This window comes from Mycobacterium sp. 360MFTsu5.1 (assembly GCF_000383495.1).
Lineage (GTDB): Bacteria > Actinomycetota > Actinomycetes > Mycobacteriales > Mycobacteriaceae > Mycobacterium > Mycobacterium mucogenicum_B.
This window is the reverse complement of record NZ_KB911463.1, coordinates 556186-572274: the sequence shown is the minus strand read 5'-3', so window position 1 is coordinate 572274 and position 16089 is coordinate 556186. Positions and strand designations below refer to the sequence as shown.

The following is a 16089-nucleotide window of genomic DNA, read 5'->3' as shown; positions in this document are numbered from 1 at the left end:
CAAAAGCACACTGCGCGAGACGATCAGCACTGCGCTGCACCTGCCCACCGTGGAGATCGACTCGCTGCACCACGGACCCCACTGGACGCCACGGCCCAGCTTCGCCACTGAGGTCGAGCAGCGAGGACCGCGCGATGCGACGATCAGCCATCGTGGAAATGCAGTCGTCGCTCGAAGATCAATGCGATGCCGCGACGGATCTGTTCGGCGACAAGGGAAACCGCCTACTGAGCGGATGACTCGACGAACAAGAGGCCAAGGTCGGCAGCACCGACTACGTCCGGCAATTTTCGGACCCACATCGATCTCCCCGGCGTGGTGTCCGCCGATTACGCCCACCGCATTGTCGACCCCCGCGCCGGAAACCTGTTGGGCGGCATTCGGTTCTACCGTCGCAATCTCGACCGACCGTTCGTGGAAGTCATTTCACACAGCTTCACCGACCTCGCTGCGCGACTGCGTCCGCTCAGAGTGGTCGAAGTTCAGGCCGCAAGATCTTCGAACAGCCCAAACACCTGCCAATCTGATTGATCCACCGAATGTTTCGTCATCCCGCAACCAAGCGGTCCATCAACTTGAGGCGATAATCGTTTCGGTAAACGGTACGAATATCACGGGGCAGATCGAGCATTTGGTTGACTCGGTAGCTTCGTTTGTCCGCTCCTAGATTGGCGTCGATGTACTCAAGGGACGGATGGCCTGCGAACGCGGTGAACGCCTCGGGTTGCAGGGTGTCACTTCCCACCGACACATATCCGAGCGCGGGCGCTTGTGCGAGCGGACGCAGATCATCGAGCACCTTGAGGTCAACCTGAAGCATTTTGAGATGAGTCAGGCCGGACAGGTCGGGCATGTCAGCCACGGGCAGTCCTTGCAGGTCCAGGTATACCAATCGGGTGCAGTCCGCGAGCGGGACCAGGCTGCTCACTTTGGTGCGATACAGCGTCAACATCTGCAGTCGCGGGAATGTCGGCAGGGCCGAGATGTCATCGATGCGTCCTTGCGATAGGTACAGGATTCCGAGCTGCGGCGCGGCGCCGAGGAAGTTCAGATTGTCTCGTTTGGCTCCCGTCAAGGTGATAGCCCGCAGGGCAGGTAGTTCGGCGAGGACGTCGAGTTCGCGGGAGTGATCAGCCAGCCCCAACCCACGCAGCGATGGCAGCTCGGTGAGCACCTGCAGAGACACCCGTCGCTTGGTCTTCTCTAGGTCCAGGTCCTCAAGGTGGGCAAGGTGAACCAGCCCGTCCACTGACTGAAGGTGGATTGCTTCGATGCTAAGGCGTTTCAGCCACCCGAAGCGTTCGAGGAAATCCACATCCCGCAAATGCTCGGACACGACGTTCAGAGACAACTGCCGGTGCCGGCCCATGTACTCAGCCAGTACCGTCCAGCTCACGTCGTCCATAGCGTCGTCGAAGTCGTAGAGCAGAATCCGACGGAAGTCGGGCGCCCCGCCAGGCAGGTCAGCCGCGGTCACGGGTGCGCGTAGAGTCAGCGAAATCTTCTGCGGCCGTGCGGAACCGACAGACTCGTCACCCATGTGCCCTCCGCTTCTGCGCCCTGTCGAACCTGTGCCCACTTCCCTGGGACCATGGCATCGCCTCAGCCATGGTTTCACCCGTGGGAGTGATGTTGCTTGCTCTTACGTTTTGGCTTCGCCTTTTTCGATGAGCGGTTCCCGCCGTTCTTCGACGAATGGCCTGCGTCGCCGTGGCTCTCACCTCGATCCGTATCCCGGGACCGCCCGGACTGGCAGGCATTGTTCACTGCCTCCGACCGTGCCATGTCGGCGGCCTGCTGTGAGCGGGCCTGTCCGTCAAGTCGGCGCTGTACCCGATCCGGCAGCCGGGTGATCTCTGGCTGGCGGGCCAAACCATCGACATGCTGTTGCCCGCGCGCCCGCATCTCCTGACCTCCGGCGCGATCAGGGCCGATGCCGTTCATCCGGTTGCGGCCCAACGGATTATCTTGGGGTCGGCCCTTGTTCAGCGTGTCGTGCTGCCGCATGAGGTGCTGTTCTATGCCCGAACGCAGATCGGGGTCGTCGGTGCGGTAAACCTGGATGTGATCACCCGGCTCTAGCTTGGCGCCCCGGCCCGACCCGGCGTGGGTGTAGAGCCGGGTGTCTAGGTTGTTCGTTTTGCCGACATAGACCGGATTCATATTCTCGTCATGGATGACGTACACGCCGCCCTTCGGCTCGTCGGCCCCACGTGGAGCGAATGCCCCCGGCGACCCGGCGGGTGGCTCCGGTGCCGTGACCGCCGGAGGCGCGTGCGGCGCTTTGGGTGTGTCCACACCGGGCAGCGGCGGTTTCCCTGCCGCGCCAGCGGCGGCGATCTCCTCGCGGACCTGTCCTGGGTTGGGCACAACCTTGGCGGCGTCGATGACGTCGTCGGTGTGCGTGAGCGCTTGTTTGGCGACCAGTTCGGCGCCTTCTTCGGCGATCTTCTTGGCCGCACCGCTGGGCGTGAACATGGTCGCCGCGTTGGCCACCGTCGACATCACCCCGAGGGTTCGGTTGTCCGGCATGGCTTCTGAGGCGATCTGCAGCCCGGCGGCACTCACATTGGCCACGGCAGCAGCGATCGCGGCGGCGCCGGCGGGCCCGCCCACACCCGTGACCGCAACCGCGGCCCCGGCCACGATGATCGCCGTTTCCATGGGGTTGTTCTTCACAAACGTTCCGACGGCTTTCGCCCCGGACACCGTCGCCGAGGCCGCGCTGGACATCGCGCTGCTGACGGCGTTGGCTGCGCTAGAGACGGTGCTGGTGATCGAATCGAACAATCCCGCCGGCAGCGGTCCGCCGCCCGGGCCGCCGACGTGCAGCGGCGGATCCACATACACCGGCCACTGAGTGTCCGGGCGCGGATCAAACACCTCGGAAAGCTGATACAAACCCGGGCGCAGCTGCCGCGCCACATACGACGAGGGGACGAGTTTCCCTGCAGCATCACGGGTTTCGGCCGGAGCGAACATCCCGACGGTTTCCGCGGCCGGGGTGGCCCGATTGATCGTCAGATATCCGTTGGTGTGGGCCAGCATCACCGTGTCGGCGGGGGTGCGCACGAAGGTGGTGACCATCCGCACCCCCGTAGGACTGTTGATGCGGGCCACTGTCCGGGTCCCGGTGCCGGTGTTCTCGGCCAGGAAATCAAAGCCCGCACCACGATCGGGGTAAACCACCGATCCGCTGCTGGTGTGTTGAGCCGCACCCAAACCGGCGGGCAAGACCTGCTGCACCGGACCGGCCGGTGTGGCCGAGGTCAGACCGGCCACCGGATCGGCAGGCAAGCCGGCCGCCTGCTGCGCGGGTGTCCACGCCGGATTCGGGACCGCGATAGTGGTCGACCCGCTGAACGCCGCCATTGCCGCGTCAGCGAACTGCTGAGCAGGTGATGCAGCACCCCCGCTTACGGACCCTGACCGGCCAGAACTGGCAAACCAGTATTGTCCGCTGATGGCCAGCGCGATCGTGGCCACCAAGGCCACCACCACCGGCCACCACCGAGCGATACGCCGCCACGGCCGGTCACCCGGCAAGAAGTCCCCCACGACGATTCCCCCTGAATACGCCAACTTTGATATCCGGCAGCACTGACGGACACGTTATGGAAGGTGTAGTCGGGAACCCGCCCGGAGACCGAACGTCATCCACCAGTGATCTAGCACACAGCAAACATTGGGGTGCGTTCTGCCAACGGCCATGCGAAACCGCGACGGGTAATGATCCTCCTCGTTTCTCTAGAACGAGGCACTTAGCGCCGGGTGATCGGTAACGGTCGGTGTTCTGTTTCTTCTATTTCCTGCCACCGTTTTAGATTCGAGGCCTTGTTGGCTTTACCCACAGTTGCCTAGGGTCCCTGCACCCCGGTATCGGCGGCTTCGGGCTGACCCAACGGCCCTCGAGTGTGAGCGCTGTGCAGAGAATTGACCCGCTTCGCCCGCACAGCCCTCACAGTCACGCCCGACCAAAAGCAAAAGCCGCGAATCCGAACCGGATTCGCGGCTTTTGTTGAGTGGGCGAAGGGGGACTTGAACCCCCACGTCCCGAAGGACACTGGCACCTGAAGCCAGCGCGTCTGCCATTCCGCCACTCGCCCCAAACAACTGGGAGAGAGTATCACCACCCCTACCCCCGGCTCCAAATCCGCGCCTGACCACGGGATTCCCCGCATCAGCACCCGCCGACACCGCGAAATGACGCGGCCGGACGTTCTGCGTGCCGGATCATCACGCCCTGACCAGCGGGTTTCGAATTCTCACGATTCTGTTGGTCACGTATTACAAGGTCAGGCCGATACCATGCGTAACAGTGCTGTCCGCGGGTATCGCGCACATCACAACAGGACCACCGAGACGAAGCGAGGCAGGGGGACATGGGTCTGGTCGACCGGATCGAGCGCAAGCTCGAGACCACGGTCGGAGACGCTTTTGCCCGCGTCTTCGGGGGGTCGATCGCACCCCCGGAAGTCGAGGCCGCCCTCCAGCGGGAAGCCGAATCCGGTGCCCGCGATGTCGGTGGCGGCCGTATTTTGGCACCGAACGATTACGTCATTACGCTCAGTTACACCGATTTCGAGAAGGTGAACGCCGATCCTGACCTCACACCCAGTGCTTTTGCCAAACACCTTGAGGGATTCGTCCATGAGCGGCGATGGCAAACGTATGGTGAGGTGGTCGTCAGGTTTGAGCCGTCACCTGGCCTTCATACCGGCCAATTCCGCGTCCACGGCGCGGTCAACCCCGACTCAACCGCCGGGCCACCGCGGCCGGCACCCAGCGACCGCGTGCACACCGCAGAACCAGGAGTACCAACGATGACTGACAACCCGACCCACCGTCCCGGCCAGGGACAGGGCCAGCCAGGCGACGAGTACGACTACGGACGGCAGCCCGAGGAGCAGCGCGGTCAGCAGTACCCGCAGGACCCGAACCAGGGCTACGGCCAGCCGCCGCAGGGTTATGGACAGCAGGGCGGTTACGGCGCTCCGCAGGGTGGTCCCGGTTACGGCCAGCAGGGTGGCTACGGCCAGCCGGAACAGGCCGGTTACGGCGCGGGTCCGTCCGGATACGGCCAGGGCGGCTTCGGCGGCCCGCAGGGTGGTCCTCCCGGACCGCCGCCTGTCGGTCCTCAGCATGGTTACGGCCAGCCTGAGCAGGGCTACGGCCAGCAGAGCTACGGCCAGCAGCCCGACCAGGGTTACGGCGGCCAGCAGGGTGGCTACGGCCAGCCCCCGCAGGGCGGCTACGGACAGCCCGACCAGGGTTACGGCGGCCAGCAGGGCGGTTACGGCCAGCCCCCGCAGGGCGGCTACGGACAGCCCGACCAGGGTTACGGCGGCCAGCAGGGCGGTTACGGCCAGCCCCCGCAAGGTGGTTACGGCCAGGGTGGCTATGGCGAGCAGAACTACGGCCAGCCGCAGCAGCCGTCCTACGGCCAGCCGCCGGCCGACCAGGGCTACGGTCACGCCCCCGCTGATCAGGGTTACGGTCAGGCTCCGGCCCAGGCCGGCTACGGCGACCAGGGCTACGGCGGCGGCGCAGGCGCCGGCTACGCCGAGCCCGACTACGGTCAGCCGGCCGGCTACGGCGGTGGCTACGGTGCCGCCGGGGCGAACGTCACTCTCCAGCTCGACGACGGCAGCGGCCGCACCTACCAGCTGCGCGAAGGCGCGAACGTCATCGGCCGCGGCCAGGACGCGCAGTTCCGTCTGCCCGACACCGGCGTTTCCCGCCGGCACCTCGAGATCCGCTGGGACGGCCACACCGCGCTGCTCTCGGATCTGAACTCGACCAACGGCACCACCGTCAACAACGCCCCGGTGCAGGAGTGGCAGCTGGCCGACGGCGACGTCATCCGGGTGGGTCACTCCGAGATCGTGGTCCGCGTTCACTGAGCTCGGTTTCCGTCACCGGCCGGATGATGTTCACACCGGCCGGTGACCGCCAAAGTATCGTGACGATGCCGACGGCTACCGGGCACCGGGCCCAGCCTCGATGCGGCAACGGAGAGGACGTCGGATGCAGGGGTTAGTTCTGCAGCTGACGCGGGTCGGTTTCCTTCTGTTGCTCTGGCTTTTCATCTGGTCGGTTCTGCGTGTCCTGCGCACCGACATCTACGCACCCACCGGAGCCGTCATGGTGCGGCGCGGTCTGGCGTTCCGTGGCACCCTGCTGCCCAACCGGGACCGACGCCGGTACGCGCGCCAGTTGGTGGTGACCGAAGGTGCCCTCGTGGGCACCCGGATCACCCTGACCAGCCAGCCCGTTCTGATCGGCCGGGCCGACGACTCCACCCTGGTGCTCACCGACGACTACGCCTCGACACGGCACGCCCGGCTGTCGCCGAGAGGCTCCGAGTGGTACGTCGAAGACCTAGGATCGACCAACGGTACATACCTGGACAGGGCGAAAGTGACGACGGCGGTAAGGGTTCCAATGGGAACGCCGGTTCGAATCGGCAAGACGGTAATTGAGCTGCGCCCGTGACACTCGTACTCCGATATGCCGCGCGCAGCGACCGCGGCCTGGTCCGCGCCAACAATGAGGACTCCGTCTACGCGGGGGCCCGCCTCCTCGCCTTGGCGGACGGCATGGGCGGCCACGCCGCGGGTGAGGTCGCCTCGCAGCTCGTCATCGCGGCGCTGGCCCACCTCGACGACGACGAACCCGGCGGCGACCTGCTGGCCAAGCTGAACGACGCCGTCCATGACGGCAACGCCGCCATCGCGGCGCACGTCGAGGCCGATCCCGAACTCGAAGGCATGGGCACCACCCTGAGCGCGATCCTGTTCGCCGGGACGCGGCTGGGCATGGTGCACATCGGCGACTCCCGCGGCTACCTGATGCGCGATGGCGAGCTGACCCAGATCACCAAGGACGACACCTTCGTCCAGACCCTGGTCGACGACGGCCGCATCACGGCCGAAGAGGCCCACAGTCATCCGCAGCGCTCGCTGATCATGAAGGCGCTGACCGGTCACGAGGTCGAACCGACGCTTACGATGCGCGAGGTCCGCGCCGGTGACCGCTACCTGCTGTGCTCGGACGGCCTGTCCGACCCGGTCAGCCACGAGACCATCCAGACCGCCATGCAGATCCCGGACGTCGTGGACTGCGCCGACCGGCTCATCGAGCTGGCCCTGCGCGGCGGCGGCCCCGACAACGTCACGGTCGTGGTGGCCGACGTCGTCGACTACGAGTACGGCCAGACCGCACCCATCCTGGCGGGCGCGGTGTCGGGTCAGGACGACGACACCCTGCCGCCCAACACCGCCGCCGGACGCGCCTCCGCCTTCAACCCCAAACGCGTGGCCGCGGCTGCGAAAAAGCCTGCGGCACAACTTGATCCGCCGCAGCGCAAGAAGCACACCCGGCGCAATCTGATCATCGGCGCGATCGTGCTGATCCTGCTGCTCGTCAGCGGACTGGCCATCGGGCGCTACCTGATCCGGAGCAACTACTACGTCTCCGGCTACAACGGCTCGGTGTACATCATGCGCGGCGTGCCGGGTTCCCTGCTCGGGCTGCCGCTGCAGGAGCCCTACCTGCTGGCGTGTCTGGACAGCCACTCCGACATGACGATCATCGGCGTCGACGACACCCATCCGGGCTGCCAGCCCATGAAGGTCGCCGACCTGCGCGAGTCCGGCCGCGCCCAGGTCACCGCCGGCCTGCCGACCGGCACCGTCGACGACGCGATCCGTCAGCTCAAGGAACTCAGCCGCGCCTCGCTGCTGCCACTGTGTGCGCCGCCCGTCGCCACCCCGCCGGCTCCCGCCCCGAACCCCGCACCAGCGCCGTCACTGTCGGTGGTGCCGCAGCCGCCGCGCGGCCCCGCACCCGGCCCCGAGGCCCCGGCGTCGACGACGGCCGCCCCCACCCCGGCACCCGCACCAGCGCCCAGCCCGGCGCCGGCTCCCAACCCTTCCAGCCCCGCGCCTGCCCCGACCTCACCCGCGGCTCCGTCCCCGACGGCCACGGCACTCCCTCCGCCACCTCAGGAGCCGGGCACAAACTGCCGGAACGCGTCATGACGGCCCGAGAGCGAGCGGGAGCCCTGGCATGACCACGCCGGGGCAAGAGAAGGGGCGGGAAGACACCCCGGGACGGGCGCAGCGACGGGAAGACACCCAGCCGCAGTCCCCGGTCGCGGTCGCCCCTCCACTGCCCAATCGGCGTAATTCCGAGTTGGTGCTGCTGGGATTCGCCGCCGTGATCACGACGGTGGCTCTGCTCATCGTCGAGGCCAATCAGGAGCGCGGCCTGCAGATGGACCTCGTGCAGTTCACCGTCGGCTTCGTCGTGCTGTTCGGTGGCGCCCACCTGGCGGTGCGACGGTACGCGCCGTATGCCGACCCGCTGCTGCTGCCCGTCGTCGCGCTGCTCAACGGCCTGGGCCTGGTGCTGATCTACCGGCTGGACCTCTCGGCGCACACCCGGCCCGCCGGCATCCTGCCGGGCGGCAACGCCAACCAGCAGATGCTGTGGACGCTGCTGGGCATCCTGGTGTTCACCGCCGTGCTGATGTTCGTGCACGACCACCGGATGCTGGCCCGCTACGGCTACATCTGCGGCCTGGCGGGTCTGGTGCTGCTGGCCATTCCCGCGGTGCTGCCCGATTCGGTGGCCGAGCAGTACGGCGCCAAGATCTGGATCCGCTTGCCGGGCTTCTCGATTCAGCCCGCCGAGTTCTCCAAGATCCTGCTGCTGATCTTCTTCGCCAGCGTGCTCGTCACCAAGCGCAGCCTGTTCACCAGTGCCGGCAAGCACGTGTTCGGGATGGACCTGCCACGGCCACGTGACCTGGCGCCGCTCCTGGTGGCCTGGATCGGCTCGATCGGCGTCATGGTGTTCGAGAAGGACCTCGGGGCCTCGCTGCTGCTCTACGCGACGTTCCTGGTGCTGCTGTACGTCGCCACCGAGAAGCTCAGCTGGGTGATCATCGGGCTGAGCCTGTTCAGCGTGGGAAGCCTTGTGGCATACCAGCTTTTCGACCATGTGCGGGTGCGCGTGCAGAACTGGCTGGACCCGTTCGCCGACCCCGACGGCGCCGGATACCAGATGGTGCAGTCGCTGTTCAGCTTCGCCACGGGCGGCATCTTCGGCACCGGCCTGGGTAACGGGCAGCCCGGCACGGTGCCCGACGCCTCGACCGACTTCATCATCGCCGCGGTGGGTGAGGAGCTCGGGCTCGTCGGCCTGGCCGCGGTGCTCATGCTCTACACGATCGTCATCATCCGGGGGCTGCGGACCGCCATCGCCGTGCGCGACAGCTTCGGCAAGCTGCTCGCCGCGGGCCTGTCCGCCGCGCTGGCGCTGCAGCTGTTCATCGTCGTCGGCGGCGTCACCAAGCTCATCCCACAGACCGGCCTGACGACGCCGTGGATGTCCTACGGCGGCTCGTCCCTGCTGTCCAATTACGTCCTGCTGGCCCTGCTGCTGCGGGTCTCGCACGTCGCGCGCCGCCCGCTGTCCACCCGGGGCCCGAACCAAGCGCCGATCGCGGCGGCCAACACCGAGGTGATCGAGAAGCAATGAACACCTCGCTCCGTCGCGTCTCCGGACTGGTGATGGCACTGGTCGTGCTGCTGCTGCTCAACGCCACCACCACCCAGGTGTTCGCCGCCGACGGCCTCCGCGCCGACCCGCGGAACCAGCGGGTGCTGCTCGACGAGTACTCGCGCCAGCGCGGCCAGATCACCGCGGGCGGCCAGCTGCTGGCCTACTCGATGCCGACCAACGGCCGGTTCCGCTACCTGCGCATCTACCCGAACCCGCTGGTCTACGCGCCGGTCACCGGCTTCTACTCGCTGCAGTACTCCAGCGCGGGCCTCGAGCGCGCCGAGGACAGCATCCTCAACGGCTCCGACGAGCGGCTGTTCGGCAACCGCATCGCCGACTTCTTCACCGGTCGCGACCCCCGCGGCGGCAACGTCGACACCACGATCGTGCCGCGCGTCCAGCAAGCCGCGTGGGACGCGATGCAGCAGGGCTGCGGCGGCAACCCCTGCAAGGGCTCGGTTGTAGCGCTGGATCCGTCGACCGGCAAGATTCTGGCCATGGTGTCGTCCCCGTCGTACGACCCCAATCTGCTCGCCTCGCACGAAGGCGACCGGCAGTCCGCCGCCTGGCAGGAGTTACGCGACAACCCCGAGTCACCGCTGCAGAACCGGGCGATCTCCGAGACCTACCCGCCGGGGTCGACGTTCAAGGTGCTGACCACCGCCGCCGCGTTGCAGGCCGGGGCCACCCCGGACACCCAGCTGACGTCCGCGGCGCGAATCACGTTGCCGGACAGCACCGCAACACTCGAGAACTACGGCGGCGCGGCCTGTGGCGGGGGCGCGACGGTGTCCCTGCGTGAGGCGTTCGCCAAGTCCTGCAACACCGCCTTCGTCGAACTCGGCCTGCACAACGGGGCCGACGCGATGCGGACCATGGCCCGGCAGTTCGGCCTGGACTCCCCGCCGCCGTCGATCCCGCTGCAGGTCGCGGAGTCGACCGTCGGCCCGATCTCGGACGCCCCGGCCCTGGGTATCTCCAGCATCGGCCAGAAGGACGTCGCCCTGACCCCGCTGCAGAACGCGATGATTGCCGCGACCATCGCCAACGGCGGCGTCAGCATGGCCCCGTACCTGGTCGACGACCTCAAGGGACCTGACCTTTCCAACATCGCGGCTACCTCACCGCACCAACAGCGGCGGGCCATCTCATCCCAGGTCGCGGCTACACTTACGGATCTGATGGTCGGCGCCGAGCAGGTGACGCAGCAGAAGGGAGCCATAGCCGGCGTGCAGATCGCATCCAAGACGGGCACCGCCGAACACGGCACCGATCCACGTCACACCCCACCACATGCGTGGTACATCGCTTTTGCCCCGGCGAAATCCCCGAAGGTCGCCGTCGCCGTCCTAGTGGAGAATGGTGGAGACCGTTTGTCCGCTACCGGCGGTGCGCTGGCCGCACCCATCGGGCGGGCCACCATCGCCGCGGCGCTACGGGAGGGATCATGAGCGCGCGGGTCGGAGTCACACTTTCCGGCCGCTATCGACTTCAGCGACTCATCGCCACTGGCGGCATGGGTCAGGTCTGGGAAGGCGTCGACAGCAGGCTCGGCCGACAGGTCGCCATCAAGGTACTCAAGGCCGAATATTCGACCGACCCCGAATTCGTCGAGCGGTTCCGCGCCGAGGCGCGCACGGTCGCGATGCTGAACCACCCCGGCATCGCCAGCGTCTACGACTACGGCGAGACCGAGCTGGACGATTCGGGCCGCACCGCCTACCTGGTGATGGAGCTCGTCAACGGTGAGCCGCTGAACTCGGTGATCAAGCGCACCGGCCGGCTGTCACTGCGGCACTCGCTGGACATGCTGGAGCAGACGGGCCGCGCCCTGCAGGTCGCGCACAGCGCCGGCCTGGTGCACCGCGACGTCAAGCCCGGCAACATCATGATCACCCCGACCGGCCAAGTGAAGCTCACCGACTTCGGTATCGCCAAGGCCGTCGACGCCGCGCCCGTCACCCAGACCGGCATGGTCATGGGCACGGCGCAGTACATCGCGCCCGAGCAGGCCCTGGGCCACGACGCCACCGCGGCCAGCGACGTCTACTCGCTCGGTGTCGTCGGCTACGAGTCCGTGTCCGGACGACGGCCCTTCACCGGCGACGGTGCCCTGACCGTCGCGATGAAGCACATCAAGGAAGCGCCGCCACCACTGCCGGCCGACCTGCCCCCCAACGTCCGCGAGCTCATCGAGATCGCGCTCGCCAAGGACGCCATCCACCGCTACCGCAGCGGCGGCCCGTTCGCCGACGCCGTCGCCGCGGTCCGGGCCGGACGCCGCCCCCCGCGGCCCAACCAGGCCCCGACCATCGGACGCGCGGCCCCGGCGGCGATCCCGTCGAGCACGCAGGCACGGGCGGCCATCGAGCCGGCCCGTCCGGCACCCGCAACCCCGCGGCCGCGACCGGCCAGCGGTAGCCACCGGCCGGCCCCACCGGCCCGGCGGACGTTCTCACCCGGCCAGCGCGCACTGCTGTGGGCGGCCGGTGTCCTCGGTGCGCTGGCGATCGTCATCGCGATCCTGATCGTGCTCAACGCGCAGGACCGGCAGGACCAGAAGAACCAGCAGCAGTCCACCGTCACCAACACCATCACCGAGACCACGAAGACGCCGGGCGCACCAACAGGTCAGTCGTATTCGCTCCCTGAGCTGTCAGGACCGGCCATCTCATGACCACGCCCCAGCACCTCTCCGACCGCTACGAGCTGGGGGACATCCTCGGCTTCGGTGGCATGTCCGAGGTTCACCTCGGGCGCGACCTGCGCCTGCACCGCGATGTGGCGGTCAAGGTGCTGCGCGCCGACCTGGCTCGGGACCCCAGCTTCTACCTGCGGTTCCGCCGGGAGGCGCAGAACGCCGCGGCGCTGAACCACCCGGCGATCGTCGCCGTCTACGACACCGGCGAGGCCGAGACGCCCAACGGGCCGCTGCCGTACATCGTCATGGAGTACGTCGACGGCGTGACGCTGCGCGACATCGTGCACACCGAGGGACCGCTGCCGCAGCAGCGCGCCATCGAGATCATCGCCGACGCCTGCCAGGCCCTGAACTTCAGCCACCAGCACGGCATCGTGCACCGGGACATCAAGCCGGCGAACATCATGATCAGCAAGTCCAATGCGGTCAAGGTCATGGACTTCGGTATCGCCCGTGCCATCGCCGACAGCAGCAACCGGATGACGCAGACCGCCGCGGTCATCGGCACCGCGCAGTACCTGTCACCCGAGCAGGCCAGTGGCCAGAACGTCGACGCCCGCTCGGACGTCTACTCGCTGGGCTGCGTGCTGTACGAACTGGTCACCGGTGAGCCGCCCTTCGTGGGCGATTCCCCGGTCGCCGTGGCCTACCAGCATGTCCGTGAGGACCCGGTGCCGCCGTCGCAGCGGCACTCCGGCATCACGCCCGGGCTCGACGCCGTCATCCTCAAGGCCCTGGCGAAGAACCCGGACAATCGCTATCAGAGCGCCGCGGACATGCGAAATGACCTGATCCGTGTGCACGCCGGCGAGGCTCCCGACGCGCCCAAGGTGCTCACCGACGCCGAGCGCACCGCGATGATGGGCGCCGGCGGGTTCGGTGGACCGCGCAGCATGATGCCGGAGCAGATCAGCGTCAACCCGCAGCCGTACCGCTCGACGGACCGCGCCTCGACGCCGATCGGGCGCTGGCTCATCGCCGCGGCCATCCTGGCGGTGCTGACCGTCGTCGTCACCGTGGCCATCAACCTGATCGGCGGCAAGCCGCACGACCAGCAGATTCCGGACGTCCGTGGGCTGGCGCAGGCCGACGCCGTCGCCAACCTGCAGAACCGCGGCTTCAAGACCCGTACGCAACAGCGGCCGGACTCGACGGTGGCGCCGGACCACGTCATCGGCACCGAACCGGCGGCCAACACCTCCGTCGCCGCCGGTGACGAGATCACCATCAACATCTCCACCGGACCGGAGCAGCGCGAGGTCCCGGACGTGTCGAAGCTGTCGCCCGCCGACGCCATGGCCAAGCTGCAGTCGGCCGGCTTCCGGAACATCCAGCAGACGGTGTCGCAGTCGCTGCCGGAGCAGAAGGACCGGGTCATCGCGACCAACCCGCCGGCGCACCAGACCTCGGCGATCACCAACGTCATCACGATCATCGTCGGCTCCGGACCGGGCCTGGTCCCGATCCCCGACGTCAACGGGCAGACCGTCGACATCGCGACCAAGAACCTCAACACCGTCGGCTTCACGACGATCCTGACGGCCCCGATCGACAGCCCGAAACCGGCCGGCGAGATCATCGGCACCGACCCGGCGGCGGGCACGCCGACGGCCAAGGACGCGCCGATCACGCTGAAGGTGTCGCAGGGCAACCAGTTCGTCATGCCGAACCTGAGCGGTCAGTTCTGGACCGACGCCGAACCGAATCTGCGCGCCCTGGGCTGGACCGGCGTGCTGATCAAGGGCGCCGACGTGCAGAACAGCGGTCAGCGCAGCAATGCGGTGGTGAGCCAGATGCCGGCGGCCGGCAGTGGCGTCAACTTCAACGCGTCGATCACGCTGAGCTTCGCCTCGTAAAGCCGCTCGGTCAGGCCGTGCGAGTCGCGGCCGAGACCGCGTCGGCGACTTCCTGCTCGAGCCGACTGACCAGTGCCTCGTCGGGAGCCTCGCCACAGAAGGCGAGCCAGTTGGCCAGCATCCGGTGGCCGCCCTGCGTCAGGATGCTCTCCGGGTGGAACTGCACGCCGTGGATCGGGAGCTCGCGGTGCCGCACAGCCATGATCACGCCGCTGTCGGTCTGCCCGATGGCCTCGAGCTCATCCGGCAGCGTCTCCGGCAGGATGGTCAGCGAGTGGTAGCGGGTCGCCGTGAACGGGTCCGGAAGTCCTTGCAGCACACCGCTGTTCGCGTGGTGCACCTGGCTGGTCTTGCCGTGCAGCAGCTCCGGCGCGCGGTCGACCGTGCCGCCGAAAGCCACACCGATCGCCTGATGTCCCAGACACACCCCGAGTAGGGGAGTACCGGACTCCGCGCACGCCCGGACCAACGGAATGGACGCGCCCGCGCGCTCCGGGGTGCCGGGGCCGGGGCTCACGAGGATCCCGTCGAACTCCTTCGCCACCGCGGCGACGCCGTCGGGAGTGGAGACGCGCTCGTCGTCGCTACGCCAGACCTGCGCGTGCACCCCGAGCTGACCCAGGTACTGGACCAGGTTGAACACGAAGCTGTCGTAGTTGTCGAGGACGAGAACCTGCATGCCGCCAGGCTACTGGGTCACCCGCCGACCCGATCACTCAATATGTGACCGGTCCGGCCGGTTGGGCGTACCGGAGTTTCAGCGGCATCCGGTGACCGACGACGTCCACCGATGCCCGCGGGTCCTCGGTGTAACCGAGTCCGAACCGGACCACGTACTGCTTGTAGAGCGTCACCAGCGGTGCGGCGGCGAGGGCGGCGCGCATGCCCTCGACGTTGCCGATCACGGTGATGACGTACGGCGGGCTGTAGGTACGGCCGTTGAGCAGCAGGGTGTTCCCGACGCAGCGCGGGGCCGAGGTGGCCAGAATCCGCTGGTCCTGCATCTGGACGGCCTCGGCTCCCCCCAGCCACAGCGCGTTGAGCACCGCCTGGACGTCCTGCTGGTGTACGACGAGGTCGTCCGGGGTGGCGTCGTGTGGGTACTGGCCCTGCGCGTTGCGCTGCGCGTCGTTGAGGGTGATCACCAGGCCCGGTCCCCGCATGGGGTCGAGGCCGAGCTCCAGACCCAGTTCGTTGGCGCGACTGGTGATGGCGCCGAGCGCGGCATCGGCGCCGGGCGTACCGCCGTGGTGATTCTCGAGTTGACGCTGCAGGTTGTCGCGTTCGGCGGCACGGGTGGCGACGGTGCGTTGTGCTTCCTTCACCATGTCGACGAGGCGGGGCGCGTCGCTGCGCCGGATCTCGCTGCCCCCGGAGACGCTGTGCGTGGTGGCGAGCAGGAGGCCGGCGAGCACACAGACCACCGGCACACCGAATCGCCAGGCCGAGTGGCGGGCCGGCTGGGCAGGTTCCGAGGTCCCGGCCGTCCACCAGGGCCTGCGAGGCGACACGTCTTCTGCGTTAGGCTCTGAGTGCATACCGCTCCATCGTCGCACCGAATTGCCGGTTTTTCTCCACCGGCGCGGGAGTGCGGCACCGACTGTCCGCGAAGGTACCAATGCCCAAGTCCAAGGTTCGCAAGAAGAACGACTTCACCATCAACCCGGTGAGTCGGACGCCGGTGAAGGTCAAGGCCGGGCCGTCGAGCGTGTGGTTCGTGGTGTTCTTCTGCTCGCTCATGCTGATCGGTCTGATCTGGTTGGCGGTGTTCCAGCTCGCCGCGCTGAACCCGGCCGGTACGCCACACCTGCTGCAGTGGATGGCCGATCTCGCCCAGTGGAACTACGCCATCGCCTTCGCCTTCATGATCACCGGCCTGCTGCTGACCATGCGGTGGCGCTGAGCTGCGTCAACAGACCCGGTTCGTTACATCCGAGTCTCGTTACGTAACCCAACTGGCAA

13 protein-coding genes and 1 tRNA gene are annotated in these 16089 nt (G+C 67.5%); 9 read left to right on the top strand and 5 right to left on the bottom strand.

Translation table 11 applies throughout. The features are described from left to right. Nucleotides 1-547: 547 nt before the first annotated feature. Together H289_RS0106310 and H289_RS29900 are read right to left on the bottom strand one after the other, a co-directional pair. The gene (locus tag H289_RS0106310; RefSeq protein WP_020099918.1) at nucleotides 548-1540 is read right to left on the bottom strand and encodes a leucine-rich repeat domain-containing protein; all 993 of its coding nucleotides are present in this window, start codon (nucleotides 1538-1540) and stop codon (nucleotides 548-550) included. Between the two features lie 74 nt (nucleotides 1541-1614). Further along, complete coding sequence (locus H289_RS29900; RefSeq protein WP_155944043.1) at nucleotides 1615-3486, bottom strand: GIY-YIG nuclease family protein; 1872 nt, start codon at nucleotides 3484-3486, stop codon at nucleotides 1615-1617. Here H289_RS29900 and H289_RS32865 point away from each other — a divergent pair. Continuing rightward, nucleotides 3464-3604 (top strand): hypothetical protein, encoded by a 141-nt coding sequence (locus tag H289_RS32865; protein ID WP_020099917.1) that lies wholly within the window; start codon nucleotides 3464-3466, stop codon nucleotides 3602-3604. The two genes, H289_RS29900 and H289_RS32865, sit on opposite strands and share 23 nt — an antisense overlap. Nucleotides 3605-4023: 419 nt before the next feature. Here H289_RS32865 and H289_RS0106300 read toward each other — a convergent pair. Continuing rightward, nucleotides 4024-4106, bottom strand: a tRNA-Leu gene (locus H289_RS0106300). Between the two features lie 276 nt (nucleotides 4107-4382). Between H289_RS0106300 and H289_RS0106295 the strand changes: the two genes are divergently transcribed. The 7 genes from H289_RS0106295 to pknB all read left to right on the top strand — a co-directional run bounded on the left by H289_RS0106295 (nucleotide 4383) and on the right by pknB (nucleotide 14127). Beyond that, entirely contained in the window at nucleotides 4383-5903 is a 1521-nt protein-coding gene (locus H289_RS0106295) for an FHA domain-containing protein (protein ID WP_029104851.1), read from the top strand. A gap of 124 nt (nucleotides 5904-6027) precedes the next feature. Further along, a complete protein-coding gene (locus H289_RS0106290; RefSeq protein WP_020099914.1) occupies nucleotides 6028-6495 on the top strand; it encodes an FHA domain-containing protein FhaB/FipA in 468 nt (155 codons plus the stop codon). Next, entirely contained in the window at nucleotides 6492-8042 is a 1551-nt protein-coding gene (locus H289_RS0106285) for a PP2C family protein-serine/threonine phosphatase (protein WP_020099913.1), read from the top strand. The genes H289_RS0106290 and H289_RS0106285 overlap by 4 nt, the downstream gene beginning before the upstream one ends. Nucleotides 8043-8070: 28 nt before the next feature. Then, nucleotides 8071-9546 carry an FtsW/RodA/SpoVE family cell cycle protein gene (locus tag H289_RS0106280; RefSeq protein WP_081633319.1) on the top strand — a complete coding sequence of 492 codons (1476 nt, stop codon included), beginning with the start codon at nucleotides 8071-8073 and terminating at the stop codon, nucleotides 9544-9546. Then, entirely contained in the window at nucleotides 9543-11021 is a 1479-nt protein-coding gene (pbpA, locus tag H289_RS0106275) for a D,D-transpeptidase PbpA (RefSeq protein ID WP_020099911.1), read from the top strand. Before H289_RS0106280 ends, pbpA begins: the two co-directional genes overlap by 4 nt. Beyond that, entirely contained in the window at nucleotides 11018-12247 is a 1230-nt protein-coding gene (locus H289_RS29895; RefSeq protein WP_036420160.1) for a protein kinase domain-containing protein, read from the top strand. Before pbpA ends, H289_RS29895 begins: the two co-directional genes overlap by 4 nt. Beyond that, complete coding sequence (gene pknB / locus H289_RS0106265; RefSeq protein WP_020099909.1) at nucleotides 12244-14127, top strand: Stk1 family PASTA domain-containing Ser/Thr kinase; 1884 nt, start codon at nucleotides 12244-12246, stop codon at nucleotides 14125-14127. Before H289_RS29895 ends, pknB begins: the two co-directional genes overlap by 4 nt. A gap of 10 nt (nucleotides 14128-14137) precedes the next feature. Here pknB and H289_RS0106260 read toward each other — a convergent pair whose 3' ends face one another. Then, nucleotides 14138-14806: an aminodeoxychorismate/anthranilate synthase component II gene (locus tag H289_RS0106260; protein ID WP_020099908.1), complete on the bottom strand. Its 669-nt coding sequence runs from the start codon at nucleotides 14804-14806 to the stop codon at nucleotides 14138-14140. Between the two features lie 37 nt (nucleotides 14807-14843). Then, nucleotides 14844-15638, bottom strand: coding sequence for a DUF881 domain-containing protein (locus H289_RS0106255; protein ID WP_225433609.1), 795 nt, complete (start codon nucleotides 15636-15638; stop codon nucleotides 14844-14846). A 107-nt stretch (nucleotides 15639-15745) separates the two neighbouring features. Here H289_RS0106255 and crgA point away from each other — a divergent pair, with 107 nt between their 5' ends. After that, nucleotides 15746-16030, top strand: coding sequence for a cell division protein CrgA (crgA, locus tag H289_RS0106250; protein ID WP_020099906.1), 285 nt, complete (start codon nucleotides 15746-15748; stop codon nucleotides 16028-16030). The last annotated feature ends 59 nt before the right edge of the window (nucleotides 16031-16089 follow it).

Bases quoted from the DNA above. Each gene is read 5' to 3' on its own strand.
- H289_RS29895 (WP_036420160.1), top strand. From the start codon at position 11,018: ATGAGCGCGCGGGTCGGAGTCACACTTTCCGGCCGCTATCGACTTCAG.
- pbpA (WP_020099911.1), top strand. From the start codon at position 9,543: ATGAACACCTCGCTCCGTCGCGTCTCCGGACTGGTGATGGCACTGGTC.
- H289_RS0106295 (WP_029104851.1), top strand. From the start codon at position 4,383: ATGGGTCTGGTCGACCGGATCGAGCGCAAGCTCGAGACCACGGTCGGA.
- pknB (WP_020099909.1), top strand. From the start codon at position 12,244: ATGACCACGCCCCAGCACCTCTCCGACCGCTACGAGCTGGGGGACATC.
- H289_RS0106310 (WP_020099918.1), bottom strand. From the start codon at position 1,540: ATGGGTGACGAGTCTGTCGGTTCCGCACGGCCGCAGAAGATTTCGCTG.
- H289_RS0106290 (WP_020099914.1), top strand. From the start codon at position 6,028: ATGCAGGGGTTAGTTCTGCAGCTGACGCGGGTCGGTTTCCTTCTGTTG.
- H289_RS32865 (WP_020099917.1), top strand. From the start codon at position 3,464: ATGGCCAGCGCGATCGTGGCCACCAAGGCCACCACCACCGGCCACCAC.
- H289_RS0106260 (WP_020099908.1), bottom strand. From the start codon at position 14,806: ATGCAGGTTCTCGTCCTCGACAACTACGACAGCTTCGTGTTCAACCTG.
- crgA (WP_020099906.1), top strand. From the start codon at position 15,746: ATGCCCAAGTCCAAGGTTCGCAAGAAGAACGACTTCACCATCAACCCG.
- H289_RS0106280 (WP_081633319.1), top strand. From the start codon at position 8,071: ATGACCACGCCGGGGCAAGAGAAGGGGCGGGAAGACACCCCGGGACGG.